The organism is Actinocatenispora sera (assembly GCF_018324685.1).
Classification (GTDB): Bacteria; Actinomycetota; Actinomycetes; order Mycobacteriales; family Micromonosporaceae; genus Actinocatenispora; species Actinocatenispora sera.
This window is the reverse complement of record NZ_AP023354.1, coordinates 160,121-177,161: the sequence shown is the minus strand read 5'-3', so window position 1 is coordinate 177,161 and position 17,041 is coordinate 160,121. Positions and strand designations below refer to the sequence as shown.

The following is a 17,041-nucleotide window of genomic DNA, read 5'->3' as shown; positions in this document are numbered from 1 at the left end:
TACGGGCCGGCCCGGGTCGGCGCCCGAGGGCCGACCGACCCGTTAGGCTCGCCCAATGAACCAGAGTTTCGAGACTCTTGCCATCCATGCCGGGCAGGAGCCGGATCCCCGCACCGGCGCGGTGATCCCACCCATCTACGCCACGTCCACCTACGCGCAGGACGGGGTCGGCGGCACCCGGGAAGGCTACGAGTACTCCCGGACGAAGAACCCGACCCGGGCCGCCCTGGAGGACTGCCTCGCCGCGCTGGAAGGCGGCCGGCGTGGCTTCGCGTTCGCATCCGGGATGGCCGCCGAGGACACCCTGCTGCGCACCCTGTGCCAGCCCGGTGATCACGTGGTGATCCCGGACGACGCCTACGGCGGGACGTTCCGGCTGTTCAGCAAGGTCGCCGCGCGGTGGGGGCTGTCCTGGACCGCGGCCAAGCTGTCCGATGTGGACAGCGTGCGGGCGGCGCTGACCGATTCCACCAAGCTCGTCTGGTGCGAGACGCCGACCAACCCGCTGCTGTCGATCGCCGACATCACCGCGCTCGCCGGCCTGACCCACGAGCACGGCGCCAAGCTGGTGGTGGACAACACGTTCGCCTCGCCGTACCTGCAGCGGCCGCTGCAGCTCGGTGCCGACGTCGTGGTGCACTCCACCACCAAGTACCTGGGCGGGCACTCCGACGTGGTCGGCGGTGCGCTGGTGGTCGACGACGACGAGACCGCCGAGGCGATCGCGTTCCACTCCAACTCGATGGGCGCGGTGGCCGGCCCGTTCGACGCCTGGCTGACCCTGCGCGGCGCCAAGACCCTCGCGGTACGGATGGACCGGCACTGCGACAACGCCGAACGCGTCGCCGCGTTCCTGGCCAACCACGACGCCGTCGCCTCGGTGCTGTACCCGGGCCTGGAGACCCACCCCGGGCACGAGACCGCGGCGAAGCAGATGCGCCGGTACGGCGGGATGGTCAGCTTCCGGCTCGCCGCCGGCACCGACGCCGCGGTCCGGGTCTGCGACCGGGCGAAGCTGTTCACCCTGGCCGAGTCGCTCGGCGGGGTCGAGTCGCTGATCGAGCACCCCGGCCGGATGACCCACGCCAGCGCTGCCGGCTCGCCGCTGGAGGTGCCGAACGACCTCGTCCGGCTGTCGGTCGGGATCGAGAACGTCGACGACCTGCTCGCCGATCTCGACCAGGCGCTCGCCTGACGGTCCCGTCGCGGCGCGGCCGGTCCGCCACGGCGGCCGGGTCGCGCCGTCACCCGCGTGCGGGTTCGCTTGTGCGCCAAGCGAACCCGCGGCTCGCCCAGCATCTGGAAATGGTGCCCGGGCCGCGTCACCGGCGCCGGTAGGGTGCCGGTGTGGACATCGACGACGCGCTGCGGTTCGCCGTGAGCTGGGCAGCCAACTGGAACTCGCACGACCTCGACCGGGTCCTCGCCGGCTACGCCGAGGACGTGGTGTTCCGGTCCCCGTTCGCGGCGACCGTCGTCGGCACCGACACGATCGTCGGCAAGCCGGCCCTCCGGGAGTACTGGACCGCCGGGCTGGCGCGGCTGCCCAACCTGCACTTCACCGTCACCGGCGTACAGGTCTGCCTGGACACCGTGGTGATCAACTACCGCAACGAGGCGGGCCGCTCGGTCAGCGAGGTGCTCCGCCTGCGCGACGGCCTCGTCGTCGAGGGCCTCGGCGCCTACGGCCCCATCCCGCAGTAGTGGCCCGAACCCGCGCCGGGTGACCGTACGTGATCTCGTGTCACATGCTGTACCTGGATGTCTGCATCGGGGCCGGGACTGGCACCATGGACGCGCTGCTGCCGAAAAGGGGGCGGGGTCATGGCTTGGGTCGGTGCCACGGCGGGCGAGATCGCGCGGGCGGTACGGCGCGGCGACGCCACCGCCGGTGAGGTGGTCGACGAGCACCTGCGCGCGCTGCCCGCTGCCGACGCGCAACTGCACGCCTTCCGCGAGGTCCGCACGGTGCCCGCGCTCGGCGAGGCGAACGTCATCGACGACCTGCCCGACCTCGGCGGGCTCGCCCTCGCCGGGGTCCCGGTCGCCGTCAAGGAGAACGTGCCGATCGCCGGCGAGACCCTCTGGTACGGGTCGGCCGCCGCGAGCCTGCCGCCCGCCGAGGCCGACCACGAGGTGGTCCACCGGCTGCGCGGCGCCGGCGCCGTCGTCGTCGGTACCACCCGGATGCCGGAGCTGGCGCTGTTCCCGGTCACCGACGACGAGACCGCGATCACCCGCAACCCGTGGCAGCTCGACCACACGCCGGGCGGCTCGTCCGGCGGGTCGGCCGCGGCGGTGGCCGCCGGCATGGTGCCGATCGCGCACGGCAACGACGGTCTCGGTTCGCTGCGCATCCCGGCCGCCTGCTGCGGCCTGGTGGCGCTCAAGCCCGGCCGCGGCGTGGTGCCGGCGGACATCGGCGAGACCGACTGGTTCGGCATGGCGGAGAACGGCATCCTCGCCGGGACGGTCGCGGACGCCGCGCTCGGCCACGCCGTACTGGCCGACAGCGGTGGCCGGCTGGTCGGCCGCCGGCCCGCCGAACCGCCCCGGCTGAACGTCGCCGTCTCGCTGCGCAGCCCCGTGGTCGGCGTGCTGCCCGACACCCCGGTACGCGACGCCGTCGGCCGGATCGCCCGGGTCCTGGTCGGGCTCGGGCACAGCGCCCGGCGGGCCGACCCGCACTACCCGCCCCGGCTGGTCAAGGCCACCATGGCCCGCTGGTTCGCCGCCGCGTACGCCGACGCCGAGCGGTTCGGCCCGGAGACGCTGCAGCCGCGTACCCGCCGGCACGCCCGGATCGGCGCGTTCGCCTTCGGCCACGGGCTGGTCCGCCAGGCGGACGCGGAGCGGTGGCGCGACGACAGCCTGGCCTTCTTCGAACGGCACGACCTGCTGCTCACACCGGTACTGGCGGGGCCGCCGCCGGCCGCCCGCCGCTGGTCGTCCCGCGGCTGGCTGCCCAACGTGCTGACCGCGGTGCGCTACGCTCCGTACGCGGCGCCCTGGAACGTGGCGGCGCTGCCGGCGCTGACCGTACCGGCGGGGACCCGGCCGGACGGCCTGCCCGTCGGCGTGCAACTGGTCGGCCCGCCCGGCAGCGAGTGGCTGCTGCTCGGCGTCGCTGCCCAGTTGGAGGCGGCCGCCCCCTGGCCGCGGCACGCTCCGGGTTACCCGCAGCCCGAGTCCTGAGCGCCGCCGCGCTCGTCCTCTCGGCGTCGGCCGGGTCAGCCGTGCCGACCGAACCCTCCGGTCGGCACGACCTCGCGGGGGCAGCCCGGCGCGGCCACCGACCGACGCGGCCACCGCCCGGCGCGGCCGGATCAGAACGGCCGGGCGACCATCAGCACGACGATGAACAGGAACAGCAGGCTGGCCAGCCCGGCGATCGCGCTGATCCGGCCGCGCAGCGCAGCCAGCTTGGCGTCGTCGACCGGGTCGGCCTCCAGCGCGCGGGACGCCCGCCGCAGGTCGGGCACCACCAGGGCGAGCGTCAGCACGATCGCCACGACGTACGCGATGACCGAGAGCAGCAGCCACAGGTCGGAGAAGCTGAACCAGTCCGGCTTGCTGCCCATCACGCCGAAGCCGAACAGGAACACCAGGATCGAGCCGAACCCGAACACCGCGGTCTGCCGCGCACCGCTGCGTACTCCGGCGGCGTCACGCTGCCGGATCGCGCGCAGCGCGGTCATCGGGAGCACCGCCACCGGGCCGACCAGGAAGACCGCCAGTACCACGTGAATCGTCAACAACACCGTGAACATGACGTGAGCCTACGACGCCGCGTTCCGGCCCGGTGTCCGGTGGCCGCCGACATGCTCGCCGCCGCATCACCGCCCGGCCACCCGACCCCCCGCCGGGCCGCCGGCCCGCGGCGCGCAACCCGGCCGCGGTGAGCAGCCCGCGCCGGCGGACGGTCGGCCCGCGCCTGGGCGCCGCCACATCCACAGTAGACGGTCTGCCGGGGACGGCGGCGTCAGCGGGAGTACGACCAGGAGGTCATCTCGCCGTGCTCGAAGGGCATGCAGCCGTGGAACGGCGTCGGGTCGTCGTCGAACACCATCGGCAGGAACAGCCGGTCGCTCGGCCACATCGGCAGCTCGAACAGCCGTTCCAGCGGCACCCACTCCAGGGTGCCCTCGTGGTTGCCGGCGTGCGCGGTACCCCGCCATTCGGTGATCCGGAACAGGAAGCCGAACCAGTCGGCACCGTGGTGGCCGAAGCCGGGCCAGGAGATGGTGCCGCGCAGGGTCATCCGTTCGACCGTGAGGCCGGACTCCTCGGCGATCTCGCGGCGCATGCCGGCGGCGACGTCCTCGTCCGGCTCGAGCTTGCCGCCCAGCCCGTTGTAGTGCCCGTAGTGCAGGTCGTCGGGCCGCTTGTCGCGGTGCATCAGCAGCACGTTGCGGCCGTCGGTGACGTAGCCGAGGGTGGCGAGGATCGGGGTCAACACGCGCCGATTCTGCCACGCCGCGGCCGACTATCCACAGTGGACTGCTCGGCCGTACCGGCGTCGCGCAGCCCGGCGGTACGCATCGCCGGCCCGGGCGAAGCGCACCACCGCCACCGGCTTCCACCGACAGCTCCTCGACCGGACCACCGAGAAGAGAACCCGCCAGGCCGGGTGATCCGCGCCGGCGACACCGTCGTACGCGATCGTCACCGACCCGGAGGGCGCCACCGTCGCCGCGTTCCGCCCGGCCGCCTGATCCGCTCCGCGGCAACCGACGAGGGGCCGGGACGCTCGCCGCCGGTACCGCGTCAGTCCGGTGTGGACGGTGCGGTGCCGACGTAGACGGCGCGCGGGCGGAACCGGAAGCGGTGCCGGTACTCCTCGATCGTGTGGCCGAGCAGCCCCGCGCACCGGCCGAGCACGAACACGGCCTCGGCGCTGCCCGGTGCGAGACCGAACGTCACGGCGAGCGCGCCGAGCGCCAGGTCGAAGTTGGGCCGCGGGCCACCGTGCCGGCCCACCGCCGCGACCAACTCGCCGAGCCTTCCGGCCAGCGGGCCGTCCGGGTCGAGCATCCGCAGCACCGCCTCGGCGCGCGGATCGGTACCGGTGTAGACGGCGTGGCCGAAGCCCGGCACCGGGTCGCCCGCCCCGAACCGGTCCGCCACCAGGTCGGCGACGGTACGGCCCGCCGCCAGCTCGGCGAGCATCGCCTCGGCGGCGCCGACCGAACCGCCGTGCAACCCGCCACCGAGCGCCGCCAACCCGGCCAGCACCGCCAGGTACGGGTCGGCCCGGGCCGACGCGGCCACCCGCGCGGCGAGCGCGCTGACCGCGAGTTCGTGGTCGGCGCTGAGCACCAGCGCGGCGTCGAACGCGCGCAGCTCGGGCGGACTCGGCGGCCGGTCGGCGCAGCCGGCCCACAGCCGGGCGGCGATGCCGTCGTCGACCGGTGTGCTGCGGCGCGGCAGGGCGTCGATCGCGGCGGCGATCAGCCCCCGGCCGGTCGCGGCCACCGCCGCCGGCCTTTGGTCGTACCGGAAGGGGTCGGTCGCCGGCAGCGCGGCCACGGTGACCCGGAACCGGTCGGCCGGCGGGGTGCCCGCCGGCAGCGCCGCCTGCACCGCGCGCACCACGGCGAGCATCCGCTCGTCCGCGGCCCAACCGGCGGCCTCCGGCTGCCCCTGCGCGGCCGGTCCGGCCTGCCCCGTCGCACCCCCGGGCGCGGGTCGGCCGATCGGATCGGCGATCGCATCGGCGGTCGGATCGCTGGTTGCATCGGCGGCCGTATTGGCGGTCGAGTCGGCGATCGCATTGGCGGTCGGGTCGGCCCAGAGCAGCTCGGCGACCTGCTCGAACGGCCGGGTGGCCAGCGTGGTGGCGTCGCGGCCGCGGAAGTAGAGCCGGCCGGCCGGGTCGAGCAGCGTCAGCTCGGTGTCCAGCACCACGTCGAGCGCGCCGGCGCGACCGCCCCGGCGCGCCCGGGCGGCGACCCGTTCCACCTCGGCCCGGTCGAACCGGGAGCTGCGCCGGTCGGGCCCGCGGTGCCGGGTGAGCTGGCCGCGGCTGACGTACGCGTACACGGTGGCGGCCTTGACGCCGAGGAGCTGCGCTGCCTGCTCGGTCGTCAGCCATCGGGGGTCGGACATCCGACCACGATATGTTGATGCGATCAATATTGACAATATATGGCCCGAGGCAGAGCCTGGCAGCCATGACCGTCGACGACGTGCGCCGCCCCACCCGCCACGACCTCGCCCAGCGCTTCTCGCACGGCGAGCGGGAGTTCCCCACCTCGCCGCTCTACCAGCGGCTGGCCGGCATCGTCGCGGCCGACGACGGGCTGCTCGCCATCGCCGAGCACTGCCGCGCCGGCCAGCAACCCACCAACCTGCTGTTCGCCGCGGTGCACTACCTGCTGCTGTCCGAACCGGGCACCCCGGTGCCGCTCGCCGGTTGGTACCGGTCGCTCGGCGGCACCCGCGACCCCGGCGATCCGGCGCTGACCACGGCGTTCACCGACTTCTGCCGGGCCAACGAGGCCGACCTGACCGCCCTCGTCAGCCGCCGCCTGGTGCAGACGAACGTGGTCAAACGCTCCGCCGCGCTGCGGCTCGGGCTGGCCGCGATCGACGAGCCGGGCCCGGTCACCCTGCTGGAGGTCGGTGCCAGCGGCGGCATCCACCTCGCCTTCGACGCGTACCGCTGCCGCATCGGCGACACCGAGGTCGGCCCGGCCGGTTCCCCCGTACGCATCGAGACCACGTGGCGCTCGCCACGGCCGGTGTCCACCCGCATCCCCGCGATCGGCGCGCGACTCGGCCTCGACCTGCACCCGGTCGACCTGGCCGATCCGGCCGAGCGCCGCTGGCTGCGCGCCCTGGTCTGGCCGGAGAACCTCGCCCAGTACGAGCTGCTGCGGGCCGCGGCCGAACTGGTCGCCGCCCGCCGGCCGCGGATCCTCACCGGCGATGCGATCACCGCGCTGCCGCGGCTGGATGCGGAGCTGCCGGCCGACCGCCCGCTCGTGGTCTGGCACGCCGCCACCCGGGTGCACGTACCGGAGGAGCGCCGGCCCGCGTTCGACGCCGCGATCGGCGCGCTCGGTCGGCGCCGCCGGCTGTACACGGTGTCGTTGGAGACGCCGGACGACGCCGCGGAGTGGTACCGCCGGTACGGGATCAGCTACGCGCTTCAGGTGCGCGCCGGCGCGCGGCCGGCGCGCCGGATCGCCGCCGCCGACGGCCACCTCACCTGGATCGAGCCGCTGTCGGCCTGATGAGCGGCCGCAGCGCCCGTTCGACGGCCGCTGAACGCTCAGGCGACGTGGTAGCTGGCCCGGTCCTCGTTGGGCATCAGCAGCCAGAGGATCACGTACACCAACACCTGGCTGCCGGGCAGGATCACGGACAGCACGAACAGCAGCCGGACCAGGCCCACCGACAGCCCGAACCGGTGCGCCAGCCCGGCGCACACCCCGGCGACCATGCGGCCCTCGCGCGGACGATACAACGCCATGGCTCCCTCACCCCTTCGTCTGACCGGACCTCGTCCGGACAAGATCAACGGTAGGTGCGGTACCGGCCCGGGGCATCGGCTCCGGGGCGGATCTGTCCGGCCCCGGCCCCTACGGGCGGTACCGGGCGGCCGGCCGGGGCACACCCGGACCCGCCACCCGAGGGGGACCGCCGCCGACACGGCGGAGGCGCCCGCCGCGGACCGCGACGGGCGCCTCCGGCGAGGTCGAGCGTCAGCCCTGGTAGGGCTCGAAATCGACGATCGTGACCGAGATGTCGGCGCCGCTCGGCGCGGTGTAGCTCACCGTGTCGCCCGAGTTGTGGCCGAGGATCGCCTGCCCCAGCGCGGACTCCGGGCTGTACACGGTCAGGTCGGTGGTCGCGGCGATCTCGCGCGAACCGAGCAGGAACTTCTCGGTGTCGTTCGGGTCGCCGTCGAACTGGATCGTCACCACCGTGCCGGGTGCGATCGAGTCGCTCTTCGGCGCCTCGCCGACCCGCGCGCCGCGCAGCAGTTCCTGCAGGTAGCGGATCCGGCCCTCCATCTTGCTCTGTTCCTCGCGAGCGGCGTGGTATCCGCCGTTCTCGCGCAGGTCGCCCTCTTCACGCCGCTCGTTGATCTCAGCGGCGATCTCCGGCCGCTTGGCGATGAGCTCGTCAAGCTCGCTCTTGAGCCGGTCATGGGCGTCCTGGGACAGCCAGGTCACAGGTGCCTCGCGGTCGGTCGTCGACACTTGGTACTCCTTCACGTGCGATCCTCGCCGGCATGCCGGCGCTGACTGCGAATTTCCAAAGCTAGCAGCGGAGCACACCGATGGGTGTACCCCGACTTACGGAATGCTGTCGATCGGCTGCGGTGTGTCGGCTAGTGCGCCGGGCCGCAGCCCACGACTTCGGCTGTGTACGCCATGCGCGACGTGTGCAGTGAACAGCCGACGGTGTCGTCGGCCGCACCCGCCGGGAGCGTCACGGTGGCCCGTCCCACCTCGGCGCCGTCGTAGGCGCGGGACCGGACCGTACAGCTGGTGGCCTCGTCGTCGGGGCGCGTGATCCGCAGGGTCATCGCCACCGTGGACGAACTCACCACTCGCGAACGCACCACCTGGGCCTGGTATTCCGACTCTCCGTACTGCTGGTAGTACCCGACGGAGACGGCCAGGCCCGCCACGACAACCCCGGTGATCAGCACCGGAAGCACCCATCGCGGCGTGGCACGACGCTCCCGCCGGCGGCCGTAGCGGCCCGGCGGGAATGTCGGCGTCGTCACGCCGCTCCGGATGCTGGTCACGATCGATGTCCTCGCAGTGTTGTCAGATGCGTCGGCAAGAATGCTGTACCGACGCCCCAGGGACAGCGGCTCCATCATGCCAGCGAGACCTGGTAAAGCGAGCCGGCCGTGCGTTGGCCAGCTCGATATGGGCTAAGTCACACGATGAGTTTCGAGGAGCATACGTGTCCGGTGATCTCCGCTTGATGGCGGTGCACGCACACCCCGACGACGAGTCCAGCAAGGGTGCCGCCACCATGGCGCGGTACGCGCGGGAGGGCGTCGAGGTCATGGTCGCCACCTGCACCGGCGGCGAGCGCGGTGACGTGCTCAACCCGAAGATGGACCGACCCGAGGTGTGGCGCGACCTGGCCGAGATCCGGTCCAAGGAGATGGCGGCGGCGCGCGAGATCCTCGGCGTGCGGCAGTCCTGGCTCGGCTTCGTCGACTCCGGCTACCTGGAGGGCTACACCCCGGCGCGGGTCGACGAGCTGCCCGAGGACTCGTTCGCCCGGGTGCCGGTCGAGGTGGCCGCCGCGCCGCTGGTGCGGCTGATCCGCGAGTTCCGGCCGCAGGTCGTCACCACCTACGACGAGCAGGGCGGCTACCCGCACGCCGACCACATCATGTGCCACACGGTGACGATGGAGGCGTTCGAGGCGGCCGGCGACCCGGAGCGCTACCAGGAGTTCGGCGAGCCGTGGCAGCCGAGCAAGCTCTACTACGACATGGGCTTCAGCAAGGAGCGCATCCTGGCCCAGCACGAGGCGATGCTCGCCGCGGGGCTGGAGTCGCCGTGGGCCGAGGCGATCGAGAAGTGGGACTGGAGCCGGGACAAGGGCGGCCGGGTCACCACCCGGGTGCCGTGCGGCGAGTACTTCTCGATCCGGGACGACGCGCTGCGGGCGCACGCGACCCAGGTCGACCCGGACGGGCAGTGGTTCCGGGTGCCGCTCGACATCCAGCAGAAGGTGTGGCCGACGGAGGACTTCGAGCTGGCGAAGTCGCTGGTCGAGACGTCCATGCCGGAGGACGACCTGTTCGCCGGGCTGCGCTGAGCCGAACCCCGCCCCAGGCGTACCGTTGACGCACCGGCCGGCGCAGTGGCGACGGCGCCGGCCGATGCGTGGAATGCGCCGAGGGTGTGGAGGTGCCGTCGATGTCCGTGCTCGCTGCCGGGTCGGCCGTGGCCGGCGCGGTCTCGTCGGTGCACGCGGCGTCGCCGGTGCAGGCACTGCCGCTGGCGAAGAACAACTTCGGCGACACCGAGGCGGGCGGCATGGCCGGGCCGCTCGGGCTCGTCGTGATCATCCTGCTGGCGATCGCCACCGTGCTGCTCATCCGCAACATGAACCGACGGTTGCGACGCCTGCCCGCCCGGTTCGACGATGGTTCGACATCCGAGCAGCCCCTCCCGCTGGACGAGGTTTCGGGGCAGGATCACACGGGCGAGGGCCATTCCGGTGGCGACCATCCCGAGCAGAGCGAGGCAGCCGGTGATGCGGAGGCGAGCAGCCAGTCGGGTTCGACCGACCAGCGCTGATCGCCTGCCGCCCGGACGCCACTCGAAGTCGTCCTTGTTTCACTCTCTGAGTACTTTTGCGCCGACCGTTTTGTCGGACTGCGCCCCTTCGGCCGCTTCGGTACCATCGATCGGGTCACATCGGCCGGTTTTCCAATTCCGATTGATACCGGACATCCCTACTCTCGTGGCGGGGAGGTGCCGGACCCTTTCTGCCGTACCGAGAAGGGGGGTGCACCGCTCATGCGTGAGGTCAGCTGGGGATGATGGCGCTGCCGACGCGGCGCGGGTGTGGGAGGAGGCAGGCGGATGAAGTCCGTCCGGCCCTTCTCCGGCGCGGTGCCAGGCCGGTTGCGTGTCCTGGTGACCGTGTCCTGCCTGGTGGCGCTGGCGATCGCCGGTGGTGCGATCGCCGGTGCCGAGCACCCACCCGGGCCGTACCGTTTCCTTGCCACGATCGGTCTGTTCGCGCTCGCCCGCAGTGTCGCGCTCTGGATCCGCGCAGGTAGCCAGCGGCTCGGGGTGCACTGGGGTGAGGCGGCGCTGCTCGTGGGCATGTGCCTGCTGCCGCCGCACTGGCTGGTCGCGGTCGTCCCGGTCGGAGTGCTGGCCGGCGGCCTGATCAGCGGCGCGGCGCCGATCAAGGCGCTGTACAACACGGCCGCGGCCACCATCGGGGTGGCCGCGGCCTGTTCGGTTGCCGCCGCACTCGGCGGCGTCGGCGACGTGCCACCGCTCACCGTCCGCACCGGGCTGGCGCTCGCCGCCGGCGGCGTGACGTACTGGCTGGTCAGCTTCCCGTTCGCGGCGGCGGCGATCTGGCTGACGGCCGGTCGGGCGCGGGCCCGCAACGCGGTGTTCAGCAACCTGAGCGCGAAGCTCGTCATGCTCGCCGGCAACATCACGCTCGGCCTGGTCGCGGTCGGTCTCGGCCTCGCCGACTTCCGCTACCTGGCCGCCGCGCCGCCGCTGATCTGGCTGCTGCACGAGGTGTACACGGCGCGGATGCGGGCCGGCGACGAGCGCCGGGCCTGGCAGGAACTTGCCGGTGCGGTGCACGCGATGAGCCGGCTGGACGTGTCCGGGGTGGTGTCCGCGGCCGCCGCCGGCGCGCACCGGCTGTTCTCGCCGGAGTCGGTCGAGGTCGCGGTGTGCCGCCCCGCCGCGCCGACCCAGCGGTACCGCAGCGACACCGCCGGCGAGGTCCACCCGGTCACCGAGCCGCCGGTGGACGGGGCCGGGGTGCTCGTGCACGAGCTGTCCGTCGGCGTCGAGACCGTCGGTGAGCTGCGGGTCCGGTTCCACGACCCGAGCACCGTCGGGGCCCGGGAACGGCTCGCGCTGTCCGCGTTCGCCGATGCGCTCGGCGCCGCGCTGCACAACGCGTCCTCGCACGCCCGGCTGCAGGACATGGCCGACCGCAAGGCGTACGAGGCGGAGCACGACCTGCTCACCGGCCTGGTGAACCGGATCAAACTGCTGGAGTACGGCGACGAGCAGCTGCGGGTGGAGCCGAACGCGGAGCCGCGCGAGGTGGCGCTGCTGCTGCTCGACCTGGACCACTTCAAGGACGTCAACGACACCCTCGGACACGCCGCCGGGGACCAGCTGCTGCGCGCCATCGCCACCACGCTGTCGGCCCGGATCGAGCCGGACGAGGTGCTGGCCCGGCTCGGCGGGGACGAGTTCGCACTGCTCATCGGGTCCCCGCCGGTGTGGCGGCAGGGTTCCGAGTACGCCGCGGAACGGGCCCGGCAGCTCGCCGCCGCGCTCGCCGCGCCGGTGGAGATCGCCGGCGTGGCGCTGTCGGTGGAGGCGGCGATCGGGGTGGCCGCGGTGCCGGCCGGCGGCTGCGTCATGGCCGAGCTGCTGCGCCGCGCCGACGTGGCCATGTACCAGGCGAAACGCACCGGCCGCGCGATCTGCCGGTACGACCCGGCGCGGGACGCGGCGAGCACCGACCGGCTGGCACTGCTGGCCGAGCTGCGCGCCGCGCTGGCGGTGGACGACCAGCTGATCCTGCACGTGCAGCCGGCGATCGATCTGGCGTCGGGGGAGCCGACCGGGGCCGAGGCGCTGATCCGGTGGCAGCACCCGCGGCGCGGCCTGATCGGCCCGGGCGAGTTCGTCGGCGTGGTCGAGCAGAGCGAACTGGTCGGTCCGTTCACCCGGTACGTGCTGGACGTCGCGCTCGGGGTGATGTCCCGCTGGGGCGCGGAGGGGCTCGACATCCCGGTCGCGGTGAACATGTCCGCCCGCAGCCTGCTGGACCGTAACCTGCCGGCCGACGTGGCCGAGCTGCTCGGCCGGCACCACGTGCCGCCGGAGCGCCTGGTCCTGGAGATCACCGAGACGGTGATGATGACCGAGCTGGACATCATCGACGACGTGCTGGCCGGGCTGCGGGCGCTCGGCGTCCGGCTGTCGGTGGACGACTTCGGCACCGGGTACTCGTCGCTGACGTTCCTGGCCCGGTTCGAGGTCGACGAGGTCAAGGTCGACCAGGAGTTCGTGGCGCGGATGGGCGAGGCGCCCGAGGCCGAGGCGATCGTGCGGTCCACCGTGGAGCTCGGCCGCGCGCTGGGGCTGCGGGTGGTCGCCGAGGGCGTCGAGACCGCCGAGCAGAAGGCGGCGCTGTCCGCGATGGGCTGCGAGGCCGGCCAGGGCTACCACTTCTTCCCGCCGATGCCGGCGGACAAGACCGCGAAGGTGCTGTGGACGCTGCGCGAGGCCGCCAGCTCGCGCGGCGCGCAGGTGATTCCGCTGTCCGCCCGTACCGCCCAGCCCGGCCAGGAGTGACCGCCGGCGATGCGGGCGTACTGGCTGTGGTAGCGGCGGGCTGCGACCGCTCCGGCGATTGACTGCCTGGTACGGCCTGGCTAGGTTGATCCATCTGTGGTCGGGCGCGCCCGGCGGACGCCACAGGTGGAGGCGGACATGCGCAGGCTGCGGATCGCTGGTACCGCGGTGTTGCTGTTGGCATTGCTCGCTGGGACGCCGATGACGGCGATGGCACACGGCCGGGCCGCGCCACCGCACCGGACCAACGCCACCTACTTCAACGCCGCGAGCGTCAACGCCGCGGACCCGTTCGTGCTGTACGACAAGGCGAGCGGCACCTACTACGCCTACTCCACCGACGGGGCGGACCGCGGCTGGCACTTCGCGATCTACCGCTCGGCGGACCTCGCCACGTGGCAGAAGGTACCGGGTGGCGCGCTGCCGGCGAAGGACGCGAACCAGTGGGGCAACACCTGGTTCTGGGCGCCGGAGGTCTACCACAACCCGAAGACCGGCCTGTACTTCCTGTTCTACGCGGCGCGCTCGGACGCGAACGCCGCGAAGTGGTTCGGCTACGCCGATTTCGAGGAGCCGTGCAAGGTCGGTGTGGCCGTGTCGAGCTCGCCGGCGGGCCCGTTCCACAACATCACCGACCAGCCGATCGACTACTGGCCGTACGACCCGGACTACCACGACGTCAACCTGATCATGGGGCCGGACCAGAAGCAGCCGCCGGCCACCGAGCAGGAGGGCGAGACCGCGCCGCTCGGCACGTACCTGCCGTTCATCGACCCGAACGTGTTCTTCGACCGCGACGGGCGGGTCTACCTGTACTTCTCGCGCAACGCGTACCGGAACTGGGTGTGGGACGACGACCTCGGCAAGTACATCGAGGAGTCGAACATCTACGCGGTCGAGCTGACCGGCGACTGGTGGCGCGACCCGACCGGGCAGACCATGCCGACGATCGCGCCGAGCTACCGCGACGCGAACCGGCCCGCCGGTGACACCGGCGCGCGCAAGGACGGGTTCGTGCGCATCCTCGACTACGACCACGACAAGCAGTCGTGGGAGAACGCCGACGTGAACGACTACGCGAAGACCAACGGCCAGAACAAGGACCGCCGCTGGGAGGAGGGCTCGACGACCTGGGCCCGCACCGTGCACGGCCGGACCGTCTACTACCTCACCTACTCGGCGAACAACTGGCAGACCCCGAGTACGGGGTGGGCTACGCGACCGCGGACAGCCCGCTCGGCCCGTGGCACAAGCACCCCGGCAACCCGGTACTGAGCCAGAACGCGACGCTGGGCATGTACTCCACCGGGCACGGCAGCATCGTCGCCTCGCCGGACGGCAGCCAGCTGTACTACGTGCACCACGGCCGGCCGACCGCGACGACGCCGGACCGCCGGCTCTACACCGAGCGCCTCGTGTTCGACGCGAAGCACCCGGACGCGGACGGCAATCCGGCGCTGCGGATCGAGCAGTCGACCGCCGACGAACCGATCCCGTCCGGCGTGGCGCCGTACGCCATCGACGCCTCGGCATCGGCGGTCTCGCTGTCGGTGGGTGGTACGCAGCAGGTCGGCGCGGACGTGCGCAACGCCGACGGTGGCTCGCTGGCGCTGGCCAACCCGCTGAACCGGGTCACCGCCACGATCGCCGACCCGTCGGTCGCGAGCCTGTCCGACGCGACCGGGGCCGGCGTCACGGTGCACGCGCTGCGCGCCGGCCACACCTGGCTGCGCCTGACCTACCAGCGCGAACGCGCCGACGGCAGCTACGCCACGGTGCGCAACCAGGGTCCGGTGCGCCCCGGCCCGGTCACCGTCACCGTCCCCATCACCGTGCTCGCCGGACCGTGATCTTGCCCGCCGGGCCGACCTGGTGAGGCGGTCCGGCCGGCCCGTCCGGTGGTGTCCGAGCGGGGCGGCGGTGGTTGCGCGAGGATGGGATGCATGCCCAACCGACTTGCGCAGGCCACCTCGCCGTACCTGCTGCAGCACGCCGACAACCCGGTCGACTGGTGGGAGTGGGGGGAGGCGGCGTTCGCCGAGGCGCGGCGGCGCGACGTGCCGCTGCTGATCTCGGTCGGGTACGCGGCCTGCCACTGGTGCCACGTGATGGCGCACGAGTCGTTCGAGGACCCCGCGGTCGCCGCGGTGGTCAACGAGCACACCGTGCCGGTGAAGGTCGACCGGGAGGAGCGGCCGGACGTCGACGCGGTGTACATGACCGCCACCCAGGCGATGACCGGGCAGGGCGGCTGGCCGATGACCGTGTTCGCCACCCCGGACGGCGCGCCGTTCTGGTGCGGCACGTACCTGCCGAAGGCGCCGTTCGTGCAGCTGGTCCAGGCCGTCGCCGGGGTCTGGCGGGACCAGCGGGACGAGGCGGTGGGGCAGGGCGAGGCGGTGACCGCGGCGCTGCGTCGCGCCGCCGCACCGGTACGCCCCGGGGCGCCGCTGACCGCCGACCACCTCGCCGCGGCCGCCCGGACGCTGGCCGGCCAGTACGACGAGGCGAACGGCGGATTCGGTGGGGCACCGAAGTTCCCGCCGTCGATGGTGCTGGAGTTCCTGATCCGGCAGTACGAGCGCACCGGTGACGCGGACGCGCTCGCGCTGGCGCGGCACACCTGCGCGGCGATGGCCGGCGGCGGCATGTACGACCAGCTCGCCGGCGGTTTCGCCCGCTACGCGGTGGACGCCACCTGGACGGTGCCGCACTTCGAGAAGATGTTGTACGACAACGCCTTGCTGCTGCGCGCCTACACCCACCTGTGGCGGTTGACCGGCGACGAGCCGGTCCGCCGGGTCGCCGCGCAGACCGTCGAGTTCCTGCTGCGCGACCTGCGGGCCGGCCCGGCGTTCGCGGCGTCACTGGACGCCGACGCCGCGGGCGCGGAGGGCAGCACCTACGTGTGGACGCCGGCGCAGCTGCGCGCGGTGCTCGGTGACGCGGATGGATCGTTTGCGGCACAGGCGTTCGCGGTGACCGATGCCGGCACGTTCGAGGCCGGTACCAGCGTGCTGCAGCTGCCCACCGACCCCACCGAAGCCGTGCCGGCCACCGGATCCGGCGGAGCCGGGGCGCTCGGGCCGGACGACGTGGCCCGGCTCGACTCGGTCCGGGAGCGGCTGCTCGCGGCGCGCGCCGAGCGCCCACAGCCGGCCCGGGACGACAAGGTCGTCGCCGCCTGGAACGGCCTCGCGATCACCGCCCTGGTCGAGTACGCCAACCTCACCGGCGACGCCGCCGCGGGCGACGCGGCCGTCGAAGCGGGGGAGTTCCTCGCCGACGTGCACGTCGTCGACGGCCGGTTGCGGCGCGTGTCCCGCGCCGGCAGGGTCGGCACCCCCGCCGGCGTGCTCGACGACCACGGTGCGGTGGCGCAGGCGTTCTGCGCGCTGCACCAGCACACCGCCGACCCCGTCTGGCTGACCCGCGCCGAGGCGCTGCTGTCCGTTGCGCGGCAACACTTCCGCTCCGACGAGGGGTGGTACGACACGGCCGACGACGCGGAACGGCTGGTGAGCCGGCCGGCGGACCCGACCGACAACGCGACGCCGAGCGGGCTGTCCGCGATCGCCGAGGCGCTGCTGACCTACTCGGCGCTGACCGGCTCCACCGAGCATCGCGACGATGCCGAGGGAGCGCTGTCGGTACTGGCGCCGATCGTCGCCGAACACCCGCGGTTCGCCGGGCACGCGCTGGCGGTCGCGGCGGCGGCGCTGACCGGTCCGTACCAGATCGCGGTGGTGGGCGGCGATGCGCTGCGCGCGGCGGCGTGGCGGGCCGCGCCGGCCGGTTCCGTGCTGGTCGCCGGGGAGCCGGACGCGCCGGGGGTGCCGCTACTCGCCGATCGGGGCCTCGTCGACGGCAGCCCGGCCGCGTACGTGTGCCGCGGGTTCGTCTGCGACCGCCCGGCCCGTACCGTCGACGAGCTCCGCGCCCAGCTGTCCCGCTGACGCCGCGGCCGCTCGCTGTTC

16 protein-coding genes are annotated in these 17,041 nt (G+C 73.3%); 10 read left to right on the top strand and 6 right to left on the bottom strand.

The window, feature by feature from the left end; all coding sequences use genetic code 11:
* Nucleotides 1–55 precede the first annotated feature (55 nt).
* The 3 genes from Asera_RS00745 (at nucleotide 56) to Asera_RS00735 (ending at nucleotide 3,195) form a co-directional block, all read left to right on the top strand.
* Nucleotides 56–1,195, top strand: coding sequence for a cystathionine gamma-synthase (locus Asera_RS00745; protein WP_030444899.1), 1,140 nt, complete (start codon nucleotides 56–58; stop codon nucleotides 1,193–1,195).
* A 152-nt stretch (nucleotides 1,196–1,347) separates the two neighbouring features.
* Nucleotides 1,348–1,704: a nuclear transport factor 2 family protein gene (locus Asera_RS00740; RefSeq protein ID WP_030444900.1), complete on the top strand. Its 357-nt coding sequence runs from the start codon at nucleotides 1,348–1,350 to the stop codon at nucleotides 1,702–1,704.
* Nucleotides 1,705–1,824: 120 nt separating this feature from the next.
* Nucleotides 1,825–3,195, top strand: coding sequence for an amidase (locus tag Asera_RS00735; RefSeq protein ID WP_030444901.1), 1,371 nt, complete (start codon nucleotides 1,825–1,827; stop codon nucleotides 3,193–3,195).
* Nucleotides 3,196–3,326: 131 nt separating this feature from the next.
* On the opposite strand, the gene Asera_RS00730 is transcribed toward Asera_RS00735, so the two are convergent.
* The 3 genes from Asera_RS00730 to Asera_RS00720 all read right to left on the bottom strand — a co-directional run bounded on the left by Asera_RS00730 (nucleotide 3,327) and on the right by Asera_RS00720 (nucleotide 6,108).
* Complete coding sequence (locus Asera_RS00730) at nucleotides 3,327–3,770, bottom strand: DUF2269 family protein (RefSeq protein WP_030444902.1); 444 nt, start codon at nucleotides 3,768–3,770, stop codon at nucleotides 3,327–3,329.
* Between the two features lie 212 nt (nucleotides 3,771–3,982).
* Nucleotides 3,983–4,459, bottom strand: a complete 477-nt coding sequence (locus tag Asera_RS00725; protein ID WP_030444903.1) for an NUDIX hydrolase — start codon at nucleotides 4,457–4,459, stop codon at nucleotides 3,983–3,985.
* A 308-nt stretch (nucleotides 4,460–4,767) separates the two neighbouring features.
* Nucleotides 4,768–6,108 (bottom strand): citrate synthase, encoded by a 1,341-nt coding sequence (locus Asera_RS00720; protein WP_030444904.1) that lies wholly within the window; start codon nucleotides 6,106–6,108, stop codon nucleotides 4,768–4,770.
* Nucleotides 6,109–6,173: 65 nt separating this feature from the next.
* Between Asera_RS00720 and Asera_RS00715 the strand changes: the two genes are divergently transcribed.
* Entirely contained in the window at nucleotides 6,174–7,238 is a 1,065-nt protein-coding gene (locus Asera_RS00715) for a DUF2332 domain-containing protein (RefSeq protein ID WP_051801866.1), read from the top strand.
* Nucleotides 7,239–7,276: 38 nt separating this feature from the next.
* Here Asera_RS00715 and Asera_RS00710 read toward each other — a convergent pair whose 3' ends face one another.
* The 3 genes from Asera_RS00710 to Asera_RS00700 form a co-directional block, all read right to left on the bottom strand.
* The gene (locus Asera_RS00710; protein ID WP_030444906.1) at nucleotides 7,277–7,477 is read right to left on the bottom strand and encodes a PspC domain-containing protein; all 201 of its coding nucleotides are present in this window, start codon (nucleotides 7,475–7,477) and stop codon (nucleotides 7,277–7,279) included.
* A gap of 232 nt (nucleotides 7,478–7,709) precedes the next feature.
* Entirely contained in the window at nucleotides 7,710–8,210 is a 501-nt protein-coding gene (greA, locus tag Asera_RS00705) for a transcription elongation factor GreA (RefSeq protein WP_030444907.1), read from the bottom strand.
* Nucleotides 8,211–8,341: 131 nt separating this feature from the next.
* Nucleotides 8,342–8,842, bottom strand: a complete 501-nt coding sequence (locus tag Asera_RS00700) for a DUF4307 domain-containing protein (protein ID WP_084130987.1) — start codon at nucleotides 8,840–8,842, stop codon at nucleotides 8,342–8,344.
* Between the two features lie 86 nt (nucleotides 8,843–8,928).
* Between Asera_RS00700 and mca the strand changes: the two genes are divergently transcribed.
* From mca to Asera_RS00670, 6 genes are all read left to right on the top strand, one after another.
* On the top strand, nucleotides 8,929–9,801 hold the full coding sequence (gene mca / locus Asera_RS00695) for a mycothiol conjugate amidase Mca (RefSeq protein ID WP_030444909.1): 873 nt from the start codon (nucleotides 8,929–8,931) through the stop codon (nucleotides 9,799–9,801).
* Nucleotides 9,802–10,022: 221 nt separating this feature from the next.
* Nucleotides 10,023–10,286: a hypothetical protein gene (locus Asera_RS00690; protein ID WP_084131033.1), complete on the top strand. Its 264-nt coding sequence runs from the start codon at nucleotides 10,023–10,025 to the stop codon at nucleotides 10,284–10,286.
* A 288-nt stretch (nucleotides 10,287–10,574) separates the two neighbouring features.
* The gene (locus Asera_RS00685; protein WP_051801872.1) at nucleotides 10,575–13,064 is read left to right on the top strand and encodes a putative bifunctional diguanylate cyclase/phosphodiesterase; all 2,490 of its coding nucleotides are present in this window, start codon (nucleotides 10,575–10,577) and stop codon (nucleotides 13,062–13,064) included.
* Between the two features lie 138 nt (nucleotides 13,065–13,202).
* Nucleotides 13,203–14,339 (top strand): family 43 glycosylhydrolase, encoded by a 1,137-nt coding sequence (locus tag Asera_RS00680; RefSeq protein WP_212804471.1) that lies wholly within the window; start codon nucleotides 13,203–13,205, stop codon nucleotides 14,337–14,339.
* Nucleotides 14,273–14,914 carry a family 43 glycosylhydrolase gene (locus tag Asera_RS00675; protein WP_212804469.1) on the top strand — a complete coding sequence of 214 codons (642 nt, stop codon included), beginning with the start codon at nucleotides 14,273–14,275 and terminating at the stop codon, nucleotides 14,912–14,914. Before Asera_RS00680 ends, Asera_RS00675 begins: the two co-directional genes overlap by 67 nt.
* A gap of 93 nt (nucleotides 14,915–15,007) precedes the next feature.
* Entirely contained in the window at nucleotides 15,008–17,020 is a 2,013-nt protein-coding gene (locus Asera_RS00670) for a thioredoxin domain-containing protein (protein ID WP_030444912.1), read from the top strand.
* Nucleotides 17,021–17,041: the final 21 nt, after the last annotated feature.

Bases quoted from the DNA above. Each gene is read 5' to 3' on its own strand.
- Asera_RS00745 (WP_030444899.1), top strand. From the start codon at position 56: ATGAACCAGAGTTTCGAGACTCTTGCCATCCATGCCGGGCAGGAGCCG.
- Asera_RS00690 (WP_084131033.1), top strand. From the start codon at position 10,023: ATGGCCGGGCCGCTCGGGCTCGTCGTGATCATCCTGCTGGCGATCGCC.
- Asera_RS00730 (WP_030444902.1), bottom strand. From the start codon at position 3,770: ATGTTCACGGTGTTGTTGACGATTCACGTGGTACTGGCGGTCTTCCTG.
- Asera_RS00715 (WP_051801866.1), top strand. From the start codon at position 6,174: ATGACCGTCGACGACGTGCGCCGCCCCACCCGCCACGACCTCGCCCAG.
- Asera_RS00720 (WP_030444904.1), bottom strand. From the start codon at position 6,108: ATGTCCGACCCCCGATGGCTGACGACCGAGCAGGCAGCGCAGCTCCTC.
- Asera_RS00680 (WP_212804471.1), top strand. From the start codon at position 13,203: ATGCGCAGGCTGCGGATCGCTGGTACCGCGGTGTTGCTGTTGGCATTG.
- Asera_RS00710 (WP_030444906.1), bottom strand. From the start codon at position 7,477: ATGGCGTTGTATCGTCCGCGCGAGGGCCGCATGGTCGCCGGGGTGTGC.
- Asera_RS00685 (WP_051801872.1), top strand. From the start codon at position 10,575: ATGAAGTCCGTCCGGCCCTTCTCCGGCGCGGTGCCAGGCCGGTTGCGT.
- Asera_RS00670 (WP_030444912.1), top strand. From the start codon at position 15,008: ATGCCCAACCGACTTGCGCAGGCCACCTCGCCGTACCTGCTGCAGCAC.
- Asera_RS00700 (WP_084130987.1), bottom strand. From the start codon at position 8,842: ATGATGGAGCCGCTGTCCCTGGGGCGTCGGTACAGCATTCTTGCCGAC.
- Asera_RS00735 (WP_030444901.1), top strand. From the start codon at position 1,825: ATGGCTTGGGTCGGTGCCACGGCGGGCGAGATCGCGCGGGCGGTACGG.